Below are 15,436 nucleotides of genomic sequence, written 5' to 3' on the forward strand. Positions count from 1 at the left end.
AATAACTGCGAGGAGGCGCGGAGGGTGGGCCGCAGTGTCCCGCATATAGGACCCGAAACCTAGGCAACAATATCGAGGGACGAATGGAATCAGGAACATCGAACTTGGCTGCAGCAGCAAACGCGGACGCTAGAGGTTCCCAACTGATCGAACTGAGCGCCGACATCGTCAGCGCCTACGTGAGTCATAACGCACTGAGCGCCAGCGACATTCCCAAGTTGATCGCAACGGTGCATGCAACGTTGAGTGGTCTGGGCGGTGCGCCCGAACCGGAAGCAGTCGTGGAGCTGAGGCCCGCAGTTCCAGTGAAGAAATCGATTACGCCGGAGTACTTGATCTGTCTCGAGGACGGGAAGAAGTTCAAGTCGCTGAAGCGTCATCTCAGGACCGAATACGACATGTCGCCGGAAGAATACCGCGCGAAATGGGGCCTGCCGGTGGATTATCCGATGGTGGCGCCGACTTACTCGGAAGCGCGCTCGCGCCTGGCCAAGACCATTGGCCTTGGCCGCAAGCCCAAATCGCCGGCCGCCCGCGGGCGGGCCAAGATCGTTTCCTGACATCACCGGCGACAAGCTAAACCAAACCGGCGCTCACCGCGCCGGTTTTTTGTCCTAATGATGCAGCTTGCCGCAAACCCGGCCGCAATCGGCAGGGTGGGCTGGCGGCGAAAAACTGCCCCCTCCGCTTGGTGGGGGAGGGAGCAGTAGGACACAGGACCCGAATTTCCTATGCAGCTGACATGCTAGGCCGACGCTCGTGACGTTGGCGTTATGCGCCATGTCAGCAAAATATCAGCCAACAGCACTCAGCGTTCGATGCAGATCGCCACGCCCTGGCCGCCGCCGATGCACAGTGTCGCGAGGCCGCGCCGCACGTTGCGCCGCTGCATCTCGTGCAGCAGCGTCACCACCACCCGGCAGCCTGAAGCGCCGATCGGATGGCCGAGCGCGACGGCACCGCCATTGACGTTGACCTGTTCGAGCTCCCAGTCCATCGCCTTGACCACGGCCAGCGCCTGGGCGGCGAAGGCTTCGTTGAGCTCGATCAGGTCGAGATCGGCCGACCGCCAGCCGGCCCTATCGAGGGCCCGCTGCGCCGCGGTCGCAGCACCCAATCCCATCTCCATCGGCTCCAGCGCCGCCGAGGCGCAGGCGACGATCCGGCCGAGCGAGGTCAGCCCGAGCTGAGCTGCCTTGGCCTCAGAGGCCAGCAGTACCGCCGCCGCGCCATCATTGAGGCTGGCAGCATTGCCGGCGGTCACTGTGCCTCCGGCGTCGAAGGCCGGCTTCAACCTGGCCAGCGCCGCCAGTGTCGTGTCGGCGCGCGGCTGTTCGTCGGCGGCGACGAGCCGCGTCTCGCGTCGCTCGGTGACACTGACCGGCACGATCTCGCTGTCAAAGCGGCCCGCCGCGGCGGCGGCGACGGCTTTGTGGTGCGAGGCCAGGGCGAAGCTGTCCTGCGCCTCGCGTGAGATGTCGAATTTCTGCGCCAGCCCTTCGGCGGTGACGCCCATGGCGACGTGATTGAAGGCGTCGACCAGCCCGTCGACCATGATGCTGTCGGTGGCGGCGATGTCGCCGAGCTTGGTGGCGCGGCGCCCTGCCACGAGATGCGGCGCCTGCGTCATGCTCTCCTGCCCACCGGCAATGACCAGTTCGGCATCGCCCGCGCCGATCGCCTGTGCGCCGAGGTGGATTGCCTTCAGCCCTGAGCCGCAGACCTTGTTGACGCTGAAGGCCGGCACACCGATCGGTAACCCGCCACCGATCGCCGCCTGGCGTGCCGGGTTCATGCCGGCGCCTGCCGTCAGCACCTGGCCGATGATCGTTTCGTCGACAGTGGCCGGGTCGACGCCGCTGTCGGCGAGCACCTGCCGGATGGCGGCGGCGCCGAGCGCGCTGGAGCTCAGCTCGGCGAAAGCGCCGACGAAGCGGCCGATCGGGGTGCGGCGGGCCGCGACAATGTGAACCGGGTTGGTCATGTGGTGAGCTCCGCGAGGTTCTCGAACAGCTTCAGCGCCTCGGGGTTGGCGAGCCCCTCGACATTGCGGACGGGTCGACCATGCACCACGTCGCGCACGGCCAGTTCGGTCAGCTTACCCGATCGGGTGCGCGGCAGGTCCGCCACCGCGATCACCTTGGCCGGCACATGGCGCGGACTGGCACCGCTGCGGATGGTGGTCCGGACCTTAAGCCGGAGGGCTTCGTCCAGCACTGCGCCGGGCACCAGCTTGATGAACAGCACCACGCGGGTGTCGTTCTCCCACTCCTGGCCGATGCAGAGCGCGCTGTCGATTTCGGGCAGTTCCTCGACCACGGCATAGATCTCCGCCGTGCCGATACGCACGCCGCCCGGGTTGAGCGTCGCATCCGAGCGGCCATGGATCATGATGCCGTGGTGCGCGGTGCGTTCGGCATAGTCGCCATGGGCCCAGACGCCGTCGAAACGCGAGAAATAGGCAGCGCGGTAGCGCGAACCATCGGGATCGTTCCAGAAGCCGAGCGGCATCGACGGAAACGGCGCGCGGCACACCAGCTCCCCTTTGCCCTCAGGCATCGGTCGGCCGTCCTCGTCGAACACATCGACCGCGAGACCCAGCCCCGGCGCCTGGATCTCGCCGCGCCACACCGGCAGCGTCGGCACACCGAGCACGAAGCTCGAGACGATGTCGGTGCCGCCCGAGATCGAGGCGAGGTGTACGTCGCGCTTCACGCTGCCGTAGACATAATCGAAGCAGTCCGCCGCCAGCGGCGAACCGGTGGAGAGGATGGCGCGCACCGATTCAAGGTCATGCGTCTCGATCGGCTTCAGCGCGAGCTTGCGTACCGAATCGAGGTAGCGCGCCGAGGTGCCGAACAGGGTGAAGCGCTCGGCCTCGGCATAGTCGAACAGCTGCGTCGGCTCGGGATGGAACGGCGAGCCGTCGTAGAGGCAGAGCGTTGCACCGCACCCCAGCGCCGAAGCCAGCCAGTTCCACATCATCCAGCCGCAGGTGGTGAAGTAGAATACCCGGTCGCCCTGGTGCACGTCGCAATGCAGCCGGTGCTCCTTCAGATGCTGCAGCAGCGTGCCGCCCGAGGAGTGGACGATGCATTTGGGTTTGCCGGTGGTGCCGGACGAGAACAGGATGAACAGCGGGTGGCTGAACGGCAGCCGGGTGAAGCGCACCGGCCGGGCAGCGTAGGGGGCGAGGAAGGTTTCCAGCGTCACCGCACCATCAATGCGCCTGACGCAGTCGGTGGCGTGGCCGTGCAGGTCGATCACCACCGTTTGCGCCGGCGCCAGCGTTGCGGCCACCTCGGCAATGGTCGGGCCGATATCGATCAGCTTGCCGTTGTAGTGATAGCCATCGACCGTGACGAACAGCTTCGGCGCAATCTGGCTGAAGCGGTCGAGCACGCCGCGCGGGCCGAAATCCGGCGAGCATGACGACCACACGGCGCCGATCGAAGCGGTCGCCAGCATCATCGCCACTGTCTCGGGCAAGTTGGGCAGCATGCCGGCAACCCGGTCGCCCTGGCCGATGCCGAGCCCGAGCAGGGCCTGCTGCAGGCGCGACACCGCCTGGCGCAGCTCATCCCAGCTCCAGCGCCGCCGTGCGCCCGCTTCGTCGCGGAAGATGATGGCGTCGGCTGGCCCGTCCAGCCGCAACAGGTTCTCGGCGAAGTTGAGCGTCGCGTCGGGCATGAAGCGGGCGCCGGGCATCAGCTCGGCGTCGATGCTCTGCCGCTCGCCCTTGTCGCCGATCACTCCGCAGAAATCCCAGACGGCGCTCCAGAAGGCGCCGCGCTCGGTGATCGACCAGCGATGCAGCCCCCAGTAATCGTCGGGCGCACAGCCATGGCTGGCGTGGGTCGCCTCGGCGAACTGCCACAGCAAGGTGGCGCGCCGCCGCGCCGGATCCATCTGCCAGAGAATTTCAGCCTCCCATTTTGAGGGACGCTAGTGCCTGTACTGGCTCGACAAGGAGTCGTATTTCTACTGCATGCATCCCCTCCCTCCCAGTCTTGGCAAGCTCGACCCCGGTGCGGCAGGCTTCGGCTACTCGCTCGCCGACATTCCGGTGCCCATCGTGTTCGCCGCCCATCGCATCATCAAGGACTGCAACGCGCCGTTCGCGACGCTGTTCGGCTATGAGCGCGGCGAGATGATCGGCGCCAGTTTCCGCCAGCTCTACCAGGATGTCGGCGATTTCGTGCGGGTGGGGGAGTTGTGGCGCAGCCATCTCGCCGCAGGCGCCATCTATTTCGACGAGCGGGTGATGCGGCGCAAGGATGGCAGCACGCTGTGGTGCCGCGTGCATGGCCGCTCCAACACCCCGGACGATCCGTTCGCCGAAGCCATCTACTGCTTCGAGCCGATGCAGCGCGGCATCCTGCCGACCGAGCATGTGCTCACCGGCCGGCAGCGCCAGATCCTGATGCTGGTGGCGCAGGGCCGCACCAGCGGCGAGATCGCCGCCGAGCTCAAGCTGTCGCGCCGGACGGTCGAGGCGCATCGCGCCCGGCTGATGAAGACCATCGGGGTGCGCAACGGCGCCGAACTGATGGCGTGGTTCAACGAAAGGGAAGGGTGATGGGGGAACAGAAGACGGCGCTGGTGACCGGCGCATTGGGAGGCATCGGCTCGGCCATCGCGGCCCGGCTCGCGGCCGACGGGTTCCGCGTCGCCGAGCACGACATCGTCGAGCGCCGCTCCGACAACTATTTCCGTGCCGACCTCACGCAATCGGGGGCGGGCGAACACCTGATCGCCGAGGTCATTGCCCGCTACGGCCGGCTCGATGTGCTGGTCAACAATGCCGGTGCGCAGAAGGTCGCCCCGGTCGCCGAGTTCGCCCGCGCCGACTGGGATCTGGTGCGCAGCCTCAGCCTCGATGCTTCGTTCGAATGCATCAAGGCGGCAGTGCCCGGCATGGTGTCGCGCGGCTGGGGCCGCATCATCAACATCGCCTCGGCGCATGGGCTGGTCGCCTCGCCGTTCAAATCGGCCTATGTCGCCGCCAAGCACGGGCTGGTCGGCCTCACCAAGAGTGTGGCGCTGGAAGTGGCGGAAGCCGGCGTCACCGCCAATGCCATCTGCCCCGGCTATGTCCGCACGCCGCTGGTCGAAAAGCAGATCGAAGATCAGATGCAGGTGCATGGCCTCAGCCGCGACGCAGTGGTCCGCGACATCATGCTGGCCTCGCAACCGACGCGGCGCTTCGTCGAGGCCGAAGAGATCGCGGGCTTGGCATCGTATCTCGCCAGCGAGGCGGCGCGCTCGATTACCGGGACGACGATTGCGATCGATGGCGGGTGGACGGCGCGGTAAGGGAGGGTGTGCGACTGCCGTCAGTCGTTTTGCGCCGGCGGTGCCACCCCCGCCCCCTCGCCCCTTTGGGGAGAGGGCGGCGGAGAGGCCTAAGGCCTCACCGCGGGGTGAGGGGCGCCAAGCACACCGGATGAAGTGCTGGTCGGCGCAGCGCTGGCAACTCCGTCCATCAGCGCGCTTGGCGCCCCTCACCCTGGCCCTCCCCCCAGAGGGACGAGGGGACGCGAGACCACCGTCGATGCGACACACACTCAGCCGGTGGGGATCACCACCCCGGCAAACCCACCTGCCGCGATGCCGGTACACAGCCCATGCCACTCGCAGCCGACACACGCGGCGCGGGTGCGGCCGGTGGCGAAGGCTTCGCGCATTTGTTTCAGGACAGCCGGCTCGAGCACCACCGAACCGCCCAACTGCGGCGGCGTCTCGAGCAATTCGCCCAGGTCGCGCAAAGCCAGTCGATCGCGCTCGATGACGCTGTCGCGGTGGCAATGCGGTTCGGCATCAGCAAGCAGCGGGGCGCAGATGTCGTCCGGCCCCGCGACGATCAGCAGGTCTTCGCCATCGCCGATGCGGGCGGCGATGGCGTCGTAGTTGGCGGTGAACGCCGCGCTGTAGCCCTTGCCCACATAGGTCAGCAGGCAGAGCAGGTGATGCGGGCGCAACCGGATGGTCATCAGGCGGTGCGGGTCTTGCCGCGGGCGAGCAGCGCCAGCAGAGCGGCGCCGAGCGCCGATTTCAGCACGCCGCCGACGATGAACGGGGCAACGCCACTGGTCCAGGCGACGTCAGCGCCGAACAGCACGGCAAGCCAGGCGCCACCGATGGCGAGGCACAGCGCGTTGCCGAGCAGCATGCTGACGAAGGCGAGCAGCGGACGGCGGCCGTTCCAGCCGCGCTCGGCGAGCCAGCCAACCACGGCGCCAGCCACCGGGAAGGCGAACAGGTAGCCGGCGGTCGGGCCGACGAAGTGATGCGCCCCGGCGGCGCCGCCCGACAGCACCGGCAGGCCAACGGCCGCCTCGGCGAGCCAGGCGATGATGGTGATAGCGCCGAGCCGCCAGCCATAGAGCGCGCCGACCAGCATCACGGCGAAAGTCTGCATGGTGACCGGGACCGGCCCCATCGGCACTTCGACATAGGAGGAGAGGGTCAGGAACAGCGTGCCGAGCAAAACTGCCCCAATACGCCAGGCGAGCGGGCGGCTTTCGAGGTCGAGCGGGCTGAAAGCTGATGTCAGGGGTACGGTATCGGACACGAGGGGCGGCTCCTTGCAAGAATTATAGATAATCTGCGTTATCTATCGCTAAAGGAGTCCACAGCTGGGTCGGAATTGCAAGAGGGCTGGGTGATCTCATTATCGGAGGGCCACCATTTGCTCCACCTACTCGATGTCATCCCTGCGAAAGCAGGGATCCATCTCACCGCTTGCGCCAGCTGAGAGTTGGGTCCCTGCTTTCGCAGGGATGACACCCGGTGGGGAAGGCGCAGCGGTGGACCATCCCCGCTACCTCGGCGCGAAGCTCTAGCTCCGAGCGAACGCAGCCGCCTTGCGTGGCGCTGGTTTGCGGGGCTCCTGGCCACTCGAGCGGATGTGGCGCGCCAGCACCGTGGCCGCGGTTTCGATCTGTCCATCACGCAGCGCGGCGAGGATCGCCATGTGGTCGCGGTCGGTCGGCGCCTCCCATTCGGCCCGCCAGCCCGAGAACAGGAAGCGGGCGCTGGCGCTGTGCAGATCGTCGATGGTCTTGAGCAGCCGCGGCATGCCGCACGGTGCAATGATCAAGCGGTGAAAGGCCCGGTTCGCCTCCTCCCAGGCCTGCACGTCGCTGGCCTTGTCGCCGGCCTTGCTGATGGCTTCGGCCTCTGCGAGCATCGCCTTGGTCAGATGCGGGCCGGCCTGGCGCAAGGCCAGCACTTCGAGCGCCGCGCGCATCTCGGCGACCTCGCGGACTTCGTCGAGGCTGAAGCCGGCGACGCGCACGCCGCGGCGCGGCTCGCTCACCACCAGCCCCTGCGCCTCGAGCAGCCGGAACGCTTCGCGCACCGGCACGTGGCTGGCGCCGAACTCCTCGGCGATGTGGTCCTGCCGCAGGCGGGCGCCCGGCTGGATGTCGCCGGCAATGATCCGCTCGGCCAGCGCGCGGCTGATCCGGACGGAAACGGGATCGTCTTTGGCTGTGGTCATGATTTTATAGATAATTGATTGGCCGAGGGATGGCTACCGGCTGGTCAGCCGGAATTTCGTTGGGGCACGGCGGCTCGATAGCCGGCCCATATTGACACCATGGGAAGCGGCACTCGCCCGGGGGCCGGTTCGCAGCGCCTCACCCCGGCATCGGTTCAGCTCTTGATGGCGCCTGGTCCGGGGATGGCGCCGGGCGGACATTTGCCGAGGATGATCATGCCCAGCACCTCGTCCTTGGTCACGTCGCCAACGCGAGCGGTGCCGACCACGCGGCCGTTCTTCATCACCGTGACGCGGTCGGCGAGGTCGAACACGTCGTGGATGTCGTGGCTGATCAGGAAGATGCCGATGCCCTGGGCCTTGAGCTGCTTGATCAGCTCGCCGACCTGCGCGGTTTCCTGCGGTCCAAGCGCCGCGGTGGGCTCGTCCATGATGAGGATGCGGGCGTTGAAATGGATCGCCCGGGCGATGGCGACCGACTGCCGCTGGCCGCCGGACAGCGACTTCACCGGCTCCTTGAAACGGCGAAAGTTGGGGTTCAGCCGGCCCATCACCTTGCGGCACTCGGCCTCCATGGCGATGTCGTCGAGGGTGCCCCAGCGCGTTCGCAGCTCGCGCCCCAGATAGAGGTTGGCGGCGGCGTCGACGTTATCGGCCAGCGCCAGGGTCTGGTAGATCGTCTCGATGCCGAATGCCTTGGCGTCGCGCGGATTGGAGATCTCGGCGTCCCTGCCGTCGATGCGGATGGTGCCCGAATCGCGTTTGTAGGCGCCGGACAGCACCTTGATCAGCGTCGACTTGCCGGCGCCGTTGTGACCGAGCAGGCCCACCACTTCGCCCGGATAGAGATCGATGGAAGCGTGGTCGACGGCCCTGATGCCGCCGAAAGCGATCGAGATGTCGTTCATCTCGACCAGCGGCGCAGCTTGCGAGGCGGAGTCGGCAGCAATGGTCTCGGTGGTCATGTTTGCCTCCTCACTTCACGCGTCGGCGATAGATCTGGTCGACGAATACGGCGAACACCAGCACAACCCCGACCACGATATTGGTATAGGCGGAATCGACGTTGAGCAGCGCCATGCCCGATTGCAGCGACTGCATCAGCAGGGCGCCGAGGATGGCGCCGAAGATGGTGCCGATGCCACCAGCCAGCGAGGTGCCGCCGATCACCGCTGCGGCGATCACATAGAGCTCGTTGAGGGTGCCGAGCGCCGTGGTTGCGGCGTCGAGGCGGGGAGATGCCGACCAGCGCCCCCATCAGGGTGAACACCATGACGGTCAGCCGCTTGGTGTTGACACCGGCGAGCTCGGCCGCCTCGGGATTGCCGCCGGTGGCGAAGATGTAGCGGCCAAAGCGGGTGCGGCGGGCGACGAAGGTCATTACCAGCCCGACCGCCAGCATGATCAGCACCGGGATCGGGTAGCCGGTCTGGAAGGTCAGCCCGTCAAGGCAGGAGACGACCTTGTCAGCGGCCTGGCAGATGGCTTGCCCGGCCTTGTTCTCGACGCCCGGTGGAATGGGAATCTTGTTGTCGAGGGCGAAGCGCTCGGCGACACGGGGTGGGTAGAGGTAGGAGTTGACCACGGCGGTGGTGCCGAGCACCGCGGCGCAGCCGACCACGACGCTGAGGATCTCGGCCCAGACCGGCTTGGGCTTGAAGTTGAAGGTCAGCCGGCGCCGCCGGCCGGCGACAACCGCGAGGCCGATGCCGATGCAGGCAACGGCCGCCAGCGCCCAGCTCCAGACCGGGCCGATCGAGGCCGCCGGACCGTTGCCGCCGATCAGCTTGAAGGTCTTGTCCATCGGCGCGACGGTGACGCCGCTGGCAATGAGGAATGCGGCGCCGCTGAAGGCGATCAGCCCACCCAGCGTCACGATGAAGCTCGGGATCTGCCCATAGGCGATCAAGACGCCGTTGAAGGCGCCGATGGCGGCGCCAAGCGCGATGGCGAACACCACCGCGATGATCCAGATCGCGGGGTGACCGACGCCAAGCGTCGGCCCCAGTTCGAACACCTGCAGCACGCCGGTCGCCACCGCCACGATGCTGAGCATCGAGCCGACCGACAGGTCGATCTGGCGCAGCACGATGACCAGCACCATGCCGGTGGTCATCACCGCGATCACCGAGGTCTGCACCAGGAGGATCCAGAGGTTGCGCGAGGTGAGGAAGGAACCGCCGAACAGGCCGCCGCCACCGGGGCGCAGGATCGAACTGATGATGTCGAAGCCGACCCAGATCACCAGCATGGCGGCGAGCATGCCGAGCATGCGGGTATCGATCTCGGCGGCACGGATCAGCCGCGTCAGCAGACCCTCGTTGCTGGCTGCGGGACCACTGGTGTTTGATTGCTCCGTCATGCCCCATCCTCCAGCCGATCGTTGCGGCCGCCGTCAGCGAGGCCGGGCCTCGCCATGTCAATGCCGAGCGCCCTTCGCCCGGCGCCGAACGAGAAGGCCGCGCCACCCGATCAGGCGACGCGGCCGGTAGACATCAGATCAGGTCCGGCCGATCAGTTGCAGGCCGGGACCGAGCCGGCGGTCACGCCGGCGCAGGCCTGTTCCTTGGTGATGTGGCCGGCGTCGATGGCCACCTGGATGTTGTCCTTGGTGATCGGGGTCGGCGCGAGCAAAATGGCATTCATCTCGACGCCGTTCTTGCCGCCGCTGAACTTGGCGACGCCAGGAATTGCCGTCGGGTCGGTGCCGTCGGCCAGTGCGATCGCCGCATTGGCTGCGGTGGTGCCGAGATCGATCGAGTTCTTCCAGATCGAGACCAGCTGGGTGCCGAGCGCCACGCGGTTGATGGCGGCGAGGTCGCCGTCCTGACCGGTGACCGGAACCGAGCCCGCCATGCCCTGCGCATCGAGGGCTGCGACGACGCCCGAGGCCATGCCGTCGTTCTCGGAGAGCACGGCATCGACGCCATTATTGGTGGAGGTCAGGCACTGCTCCATGTTCTTCTGGGCATTGTCCGGCTTCCAGCCATCGGTGAAGGTCTCGCAGACATTGGTCACCTTGCCGCTGGCAAGGGCATCCTTGAGCACTTCCTGCATGCCCTGGAACAGGAAGGTGGCGTTCGGGTCACCCTTGTCGCCCTTGATGAAGGCGTAACGGCCCTCCGGTTTCACCTTCAGCGTTTCCTCGGCCATGATGCGGCCGACGCCGACATTGTCGAAGGTGATGTAAAGCGCGTTCGGATCCTCGAACTGCACGTCGTAAGCGATCGACTTGATGCCGGCGTCGCTGATCTTCTGGATCGAAGGCAGGATCGCGTCGGAGTCGTAGGCGACCACGAGGATCACATCGGGCTTCTGCGAGATCAGGCTCTCGATGTCGGCGGCCTGCTTCTGCGCCGAGCCCTGCGCATCGGTCGACAGGTAGGTGTCGCCGGCTGCCTCGACCACTTTCTTGATCGCTGCTTCGTCAGTTTTCCAGCGCTCTTCCTGGAAGGTTTTCCACGAGACGGCAATCGTCTTGCCCGCGGCCATCACCGCGGTCGAACTGGCGCTGATCAGCACAGCACCGGCAAGCAGCGTTAGGATCTTGAATTTCATTGCAGAGCCCTCCCAGACTCCGTGCGGAACCTCTGGCACGCGCGTCCACTGACCAGACAAACCACGCCGTCGTTCCGCAGCTTATGTGTCGATTTGCCTGTGAGGTACGCACACCGACGCTGCATCAGCCCCATCGGCAAGTCAATCTGCATCCCGTTGGTCGCAGATATTTATGCGAATCTCCGTCAATCCCGACTTTTGGCTGAGCCATTGACCGAGCGGCACTTGCCAGTTGAAATAGAGCCCACAGGAGGACGGTACAGCGGAGCAACACGCCGGCCGTGGAACTTTGGGGGGAATGATGCGAGCTCGCCGGATTGCCGCCCTTGGCGCGGCAGTGCTGTTTTGGTGTGCGACGAGCCTGGGGGCGCTCGCCGATGCGCGACCCGAGCCGGGCGCCATCCTCAGAGACTGGTACACGCTGATGAATGAGCTGGTCCGGCACACGGCGACCTATTCGCCGCCGGTCGCCAGCCGGTCTTTCGCCTATCTCGGGATCACGGCCTTCGAAGCTGCCGTGGGCGGTTCGGACAAGCTGGTATCGCTGGTCGGCCAGTTGCACGGGCTCGATGAGGTGCCGCAGCGTGAAGCCGGCGTCCCTTACGATGAGACGGTGGTGATCAGCGCCGCCATGTCGGACGCCATCGTCTTCTATTTCGGCAATACCGGCCCGACCGGCCAGCGCTCGATCAATCGGGCGCAGAGCAAATGGCGGGCGTTGGCTGTCGATGGCGTGCCCGAGGATGTGGTGACGCGCAGCGAAGCCTTCGGCAAGGCCATGGCGGCCGCGATCTTCGCCTGGTCCCAGAGCGATGGCGGCGCCACCGTGCTCAATATGGGCTTTCCCTACGAGTATGAGCTGCCCAAGGGCGACGGCAAGTGGGCCCCGACGAACCTGATCCGCCAGCAGCAGCTGCCGCTGCTGCCGGACTGGGGCAATAACCGGACCTTTGCCACGCCCGATGGCGCCGCCTGCCCGACTGAGGGCAACCCCGCCTACAGCGCCGACCCCGCATCGGACTTCTACAAAGAGGCGGAAGAGGTCTACCAGACGGTCAAGAACGCTACCCCGGAACAGGCGGCGATCGCCCGTTTCTGGTCCGATGACCCGATGCTGTCGATGACCCCGCCGGGCCATTGGGTCTCAATCGCGTTGCAGGTCGCCGACCGCGCCGACCTGCCGCTCGACGAAAATGTCGACCTGTTGGCCCGCATGGGCATCGCCATGTCGGACGCGTTTGTCGGCTGCTGGCAGCAGAAATATGCCTACAATCTGGTGCGGCCGATCACCTACATCAAAAAGGTGCTCGATCCCAAATGGGAGCCGATCCTCAACACCCCGCCATTTCCCGAGTATCCCAGCGGGCACAGCACCGTGTCGGGAGCCATGGACGCGGTGATGACGGCGTTTTTCGGCGAGAACTACGCCTTCGAGGATCAAACCGGCTCGCCGGACGGCAGGAACCCGCGCAAATACGCCAGTTTCCATGAGGCGGCCGAGGAGGCCGGCATTTCGCGGCTCTATGGCGGCATCCATTTCCGCTCGGCCATCGAGGATGGGCTGGTGCAGGGCCACTGCATTGCCGCCTACACCATCGCGCTCAAGACGAGGAAGTAGCACCATGCGCACCCCGCACAGTTTCGCTGCCGCCCTGGTGCTTGCCGGCTTCGGCCTTGTTCAACCCGCGGCGGCGCAGACGCCCGCGGTGCCCAAATTTGTCGACGAGACCGCCGCCTCCGGCATCACCACCAGCTATGACGGCGACTGGTTCTACATCGTCGGCGGCGGGGTCGCGGCCTTCGACTGCAACGGCGACAGCTATGCCGACATCGCGTTGCCGGGTGGCGCGTCGAAGGCCCAGCTCTACGTCAACACCAGCAAGCAGGGCGGCCGCCTGACATTTGCGCCCGAGGAGAGCGGGCTCGAGCTCGACAGCGTCGGCGGCTTCTATCCGGCCGATATCGACAGCGACGGGGTCACTGACCTCCTGGTGCTGCGGGTGGGCGAGAACCTGGTGATGCGCGGGCTGGGCGCCTGCAGGTTCGAGCGGGCCAACGAGGCGTGGGGCTTTGACGGCGGCGACGCGTGGACCGCATCGGCGGCGCTGACCTTCGAGCGCGGCTCGAGCTGGCCGACCATCGCGGTGGGCAATTACATCGACCGCAACGAGGATCTCTCGCCCTGGGGATCGTGCACCGACAATTGGCTGCACCGGCCAGGCGAAGCCGGCAAGTTCGCGGCGCCATTGCCGCTGAAGCCAAGCTTCTGCGCGCTGTCGATGCTGTTCACCGACTGGGATAAATCCGGGACGCCGAGCCTGCGCGTCTCCAATGACCGCGAGTATTACGAGGGCGGCCAGGAACAGATGTGGCGCATCCTGCCCAGTGAGGCGCCCAAGCTCCTGACCCTCGCCGATGGCTGGAAGGTGCTGCGCATCTGGGGCATGGGCATTGCCAGCTACGACCTCGACGGCGATGGCTACCCCGAATACTTCCTCACCAGCATGGCCGACAACAAGCTGCAGACGCTGACCGCGCCAGGGCCCAAACCCGACTACAAGGATGTCGCCTATGCCAGGGGCGTGACGGCGCACCGCCCCTATACCGGTGACGACCTCAGGCCCAGCACGGCCTGGCACGCACAGTTCGACGACGTCAACAATGACGGTCTGGTCGATCTGTTCGTCGCCAAGGGCAATGTCGACCAGATGCCGGACTTCGCCATGCACGACCCGGACAACCTGCTGCTGCAGGGCGCCGACGGCAAGTTCGTCGAGGTGGGCGACCAGGCGGGCATTTCCAACAACGGCAATTCCCGCGGCGCAGCCCTCGTCGATTTCAATATGGACGGGCTGCTCGACCTGGTGGTGGTCAACCGCCGTACCGGGGCGCAGGTCTGGCGCAATACCGGCGCGGCCGGCGGCGGCAACTGGATCGAGGTGGCGCTGCGGCAGCCCGCTCCGAACGTCGATGCGATCGGCAGCTGGATCGAAGTGAAGCGCGGCGACACGACGATGCGGCGCGAACTGACGGTGGGTGGCGGCCATGCGGGCGGCCAGCTCGGCTGGGTGCATTTTGGCCTTGGCGACGCGACCGCATCGAGCGTTGCGGTGGTCTGGCCGGATGGAACGCGCAGCGAATGGCCCGACCTCGCGGCCGGCGGCTTCTACGTGCTGGAGCGCGACAAGCCGGCTGCCCCGTTCAGCCCGCACGACTGAGCCGGGCGACGATGTCGCTCGCCAGACGTCTCGCGCTGCCGGTCCTGCTGCTCGGTCTCCTCGCCGGCGGGGTAGTCGCAGGCGAGGCGGAGGGGATGCTCGCCTATCAGAGGGGCGAGTTTGAAGCCGCGATGCGCGAACTGAAGCCGGCCGCTGCCGCAGGCAGTGTACGGGCGCAGACGACGGTCGGCTTCATGTACGCGACGGGCAAGGGGGTCGCCCAGGATGCGGTCGAAGCCATGCGCTGGCTCGGCCTCGCCGCAGCCAAGGGCGATGCCGAAGCGCAGTACAACCTCGGCTATGTCTACGACGCCGGCCTCGGTATCGCGAGAAACCCGGCCGAAGCGGTCAAGTGGTACCGGCTGGCGGCGGAGCAGGGCCGCGCCGACGCCCGCTACAACCTCGGTGCGCTCCTCAAGGATGGTGGCGAGGGCGTGCCGCAGGACGCTGTCGAAGCAGCCAGATGGTTCCGCCTTGCCGCCGCTGAGGGCGATGCCTATGCCCAGCTGGCGCTGGGGCTGCTTTACCTCCGCGGCAGCGGCGTCGCGCAGGATTTTGCCGAAGCGCTCAACTGGGTGCGCCAGGCCTCCGACCAGGGCTACGCGGCGGCGCAGTTCAACCTGGGCAGCATGTATTTCGAGGGGCACGGGGTCGACCGCGACGAGGCGGAGGCGGTGCGGCTGTTCGAGCTGGCGGCCGGGCAGGGCTATGCCCCGGCGCAGTTCAATGTCGGCATTTCGTACCACACCGGACGCGGCGTCGCTCCCGACGACGTCGAGGCGGCCAGGTGGTTCAAGCTCGCCGCCGACCAGGGCCATGCCCCGGCACAGGCCAACCTCGCGATGCTCTACGACCATGGCCAAGGGGTGCCGCAGGACGACCAGCAGGCGGTCTTCTGGTACTCGCTGGCCGCCAACCAGGGCGACGTCTACGGGCAATATGGGCTGGGCGCGATGTACCGGAACGGCTATGGCGTCGCCCAGGACGATGTCATGGCCTATATGTGGACCAGTCTCGCCGCCCAGTACGGCCTGCCGATCGCGGTGAAGGATCTTGATACCCTGACCGCGAGAATGAGCCCGGCCGAAATCGACCAAGCCCGTTCGCTCGCCATTGCCTGGGTACAGCGCTGGCGCAGCACGTCGCCCTGACGATC

The 15,436-nt window shown here is 66.5% G+C and carries 14 protein-coding genes and 1 pseudogene; 6 read left to right on the forward strand and 9 right to left on the reverse strand.

The features are described from left to right. The first annotated feature begins 104 nt into the window (after positions 1-104). The gene (locus tag ASC68_RS20260) at positions 105-560 is read left to right on the forward strand and encodes a MucR family transcriptional regulator (protein ID WP_244488482.1); all 456 of its coding nucleotides are present in this window, start codon (positions 105-107) and stop codon (positions 558-560) included. A gap of 248 nt (positions 561-808) precedes the next feature. On the opposite strand, the gene ASC68_RS20265 is transcribed toward ASC68_RS20260, so the two are convergent. Further along, the gene (locus tag ASC68_RS20265) at positions 809-1,984 is read right to left on the reverse strand and encodes an acetyl-CoA C-acetyltransferase (RefSeq protein ID WP_055883220.1); all 1,176 of its coding nucleotides are present in this window, start codon (positions 1,982-1,984) and stop codon (positions 809-811) included. Continuing rightward, on the reverse strand, positions 1,981-3,921 hold the full coding sequence (locus ASC68_RS20270; RefSeq protein ID WP_282569966.1) for an acetoacetate--CoA ligase: 1,941 nt from the start codon (positions 3,919-3,921) through the stop codon (positions 1,981-1,983). Before ASC68_RS20270 ends, ASC68_RS20265 begins: the two co-directional genes overlap by 4 nt. 67 nt (positions 3,922-3,988) lie before the next feature. On the opposite strand from ASC68_RS20270, the gene ASC68_RS20275 reads away from it, so the two are divergent. Continuing rightward, on the forward strand, positions 3,989-4,579 hold the full coding sequence (locus ASC68_RS20275; protein WP_055883224.1) for a LuxR C-terminal-related transcriptional regulator: 591 nt from the start codon (positions 3,989-3,991) through the stop codon (positions 4,577-4,579). Then, positions 4,579-5,316 (forward strand): 3-hydroxybutyrate dehydrogenase, encoded by a 738-nt coding sequence (locus ASC68_RS20280; protein ID WP_055883226.1) that lies wholly within the window; start codon positions 4,579-4,581, stop codon positions 5,314-5,316. The genes ASC68_RS20275 and ASC68_RS20280 overlap by 1 nt, the downstream gene beginning before the upstream one ends. 251 nt (positions 5,317-5,567) lie before the next feature. Here the strand turns inward: ASC68_RS20280 and ASC68_RS20285 are convergent, their stop codons facing one another. The 7 genes and pseudogenes from ASC68_RS20285 to ASC68_RS20310 form a co-directional block, all read right to left on the reverse strand. Next, positions 5,568-5,993, reverse strand: a complete 426-nt coding sequence (locus tag ASC68_RS20285; RefSeq protein WP_055883228.1) for a DUF1284 domain-containing protein — start codon at positions 5,991-5,993, stop codon at positions 5,568-5,570. After that, positions 5,993-6,574 (reverse strand): biotin transporter BioY, encoded by a 582-nt coding sequence (locus ASC68_RS20290; RefSeq protein ID WP_055883229.1) that lies wholly within the window; start codon positions 6,572-6,574, stop codon positions 5,993-5,995. Before ASC68_RS20290 ends, ASC68_RS20285 begins: the two co-directional genes overlap by 1 nt. A gap of 267 nt (positions 6,575-6,841) precedes the next feature. Then, a complete protein-coding gene (locus ASC68_RS20295) occupies positions 6,842-7,504 on the reverse strand; it encodes a GntR family transcriptional regulator (protein WP_055883231.1) in 663 nt (220 codons plus the stop codon). Between the two features lie 155 nt (positions 7,505-7,659). Next, positions 7,660-8,469: an ATP-binding cassette domain-containing protein gene (locus ASC68_RS20300; RefSeq protein ID WP_055883233.1), complete on the reverse strand. Its 810-nt coding sequence runs from the start codon at positions 8,467-8,469 to the stop codon at positions 7,660-7,662. A 10-nt stretch (positions 8,470-8,479) separates the two neighbouring features. Next, positions 8,480-8,689 (reverse strand): hypothetical protein, encoded by a 210-nt coding sequence (locus ASC68_RS29440; protein WP_349236245.1) that lies wholly within the window; start codon positions 8,687-8,689, stop codon positions 8,480-8,482. A 112-nt stretch (positions 8,690-8,801) separates the two neighbouring features. Continuing rightward, positions 8,802-9,866, reverse strand: a pseudogene (locus tag ASC68_RS20305) (sugar ABC transporter permease); the annotation flags it as partial. Positions 9,867-10,018: 152 nt separating this feature from the next. Continuing rightward, positions 10,019-11,062, reverse strand: a complete 1,044-nt coding sequence (locus tag ASC68_RS20310; protein ID WP_055883235.1) for a substrate-binding domain-containing protein — start codon at positions 11,060-11,062, stop codon at positions 10,019-10,021. Positions 11,063-11,363: 301 nt separating this feature from the next. Between ASC68_RS20310 and ASC68_RS20315 the strand changes: the two genes are divergently transcribed. From ASC68_RS20315 to ASC68_RS20325, 3 genes are read left to right on the forward strand one after another with little or no spacing between them, the layout of a single operon-like run. Then, positions 11,364-12,680: a vanadium-dependent haloperoxidase gene (locus ASC68_RS20315; protein WP_055883340.1), complete on the forward strand. Its 1,317-nt coding sequence runs from the start codon at positions 11,364-11,366 to the stop codon at positions 12,678-12,680. Positions 12,681-12,684: 4 nt separating this feature from the next. Next, positions 12,685-14,280, forward strand: a complete 1,596-nt coding sequence (locus ASC68_RS20320; protein ID WP_055883237.1) for a CRTAC1 family protein — start codon at positions 12,685-12,687, stop codon at positions 14,278-14,280. Positions 14,281-14,291: 11 nt separating this feature from the next. Continuing rightward, positions 14,292-15,431, forward strand: a complete 1,140-nt coding sequence (locus ASC68_RS20325; RefSeq protein ID WP_055883239.1) for an SEL1-like repeat protein — start codon at positions 14,292-14,294, stop codon at positions 15,429-15,431. Positions 15,432-15,436 lie beyond the last annotated feature (5 nt).

The organism is Devosia sp. Root105, from assembly GCF_001424865.1.
Taxonomy (GTDB): Bacteria; Pseudomonadota; Alphaproteobacteria; order Rhizobiales; family Devosiaceae; genus Devosia_A.

Bases quoted from the DNA above. Each gene is read 5' to 3' on its own strand.
- ASC68_RS20280 (WP_055883226.1), top strand. From the start codon at position 4,579: ATGGGGGAACAGAAGACGGCGCTGGTGACCGGCGCATTGGGAGGCATC.
- ASC68_RS20320 (WP_055883237.1), top strand. From the start codon at position 12,685: ATGCGCACCCCGCACAGTTTCGCTGCCGCCCTGGTGCTTGCCGGCTTC.
- ASC68_RS20295 (WP_055883231.1), bottom strand. From the start codon at position 7,504: ATGACCACAGCCAAAGACGATCCCGTTTCCGTCCGGATCAGCCGCGCG.
- ASC68_RS20315 (WP_055883340.1), top strand. From the start codon at position 11,364: ATGCGAGCTCGCCGGATTGCCGCCCTTGGCGCGGCAGTGCTGTTTTGG.
- ASC68_RS20325 (WP_055883239.1), top strand. From the start codon at position 14,292: ATGTCGCTCGCCAGACGTCTCGCGCTGCCGGTCCTGCTGCTCGGTCTC.
- ASC68_RS20265 (WP_055883220.1), bottom strand. From the start codon at position 1,984: ATGACCAACCCGGTTCACATTGTCGCGGCCCGCCGCACCCCGATCGGC.
- ASC68_RS20310 (WP_055883235.1), bottom strand. From the start codon at position 11,062: ATGAAATTCAAGATCCTAACGCTGCTTGCCGGTGCTGTGCTGATCAGC.
- ASC68_RS20275 (WP_055883224.1), top strand. From the start codon at position 3,989: ATGCATCCCCTCCCTCCCAGTCTTGGCAAGCTCGACCCCGGTGCGGCA.
- ASC68_RS20300 (WP_055883233.1), bottom strand. From the start codon at position 8,469: ATGACCACCGAGACCATTGCTGCCGACTCCGCCTCGCAAGCTGCGCCG.
- ASC68_RS20285 (WP_055883228.1), bottom strand. From the start codon at position 5,993: ATGACCATCCGGTTGCGCCCGCATCACCTGCTCTGCCTGCTGACCTAT.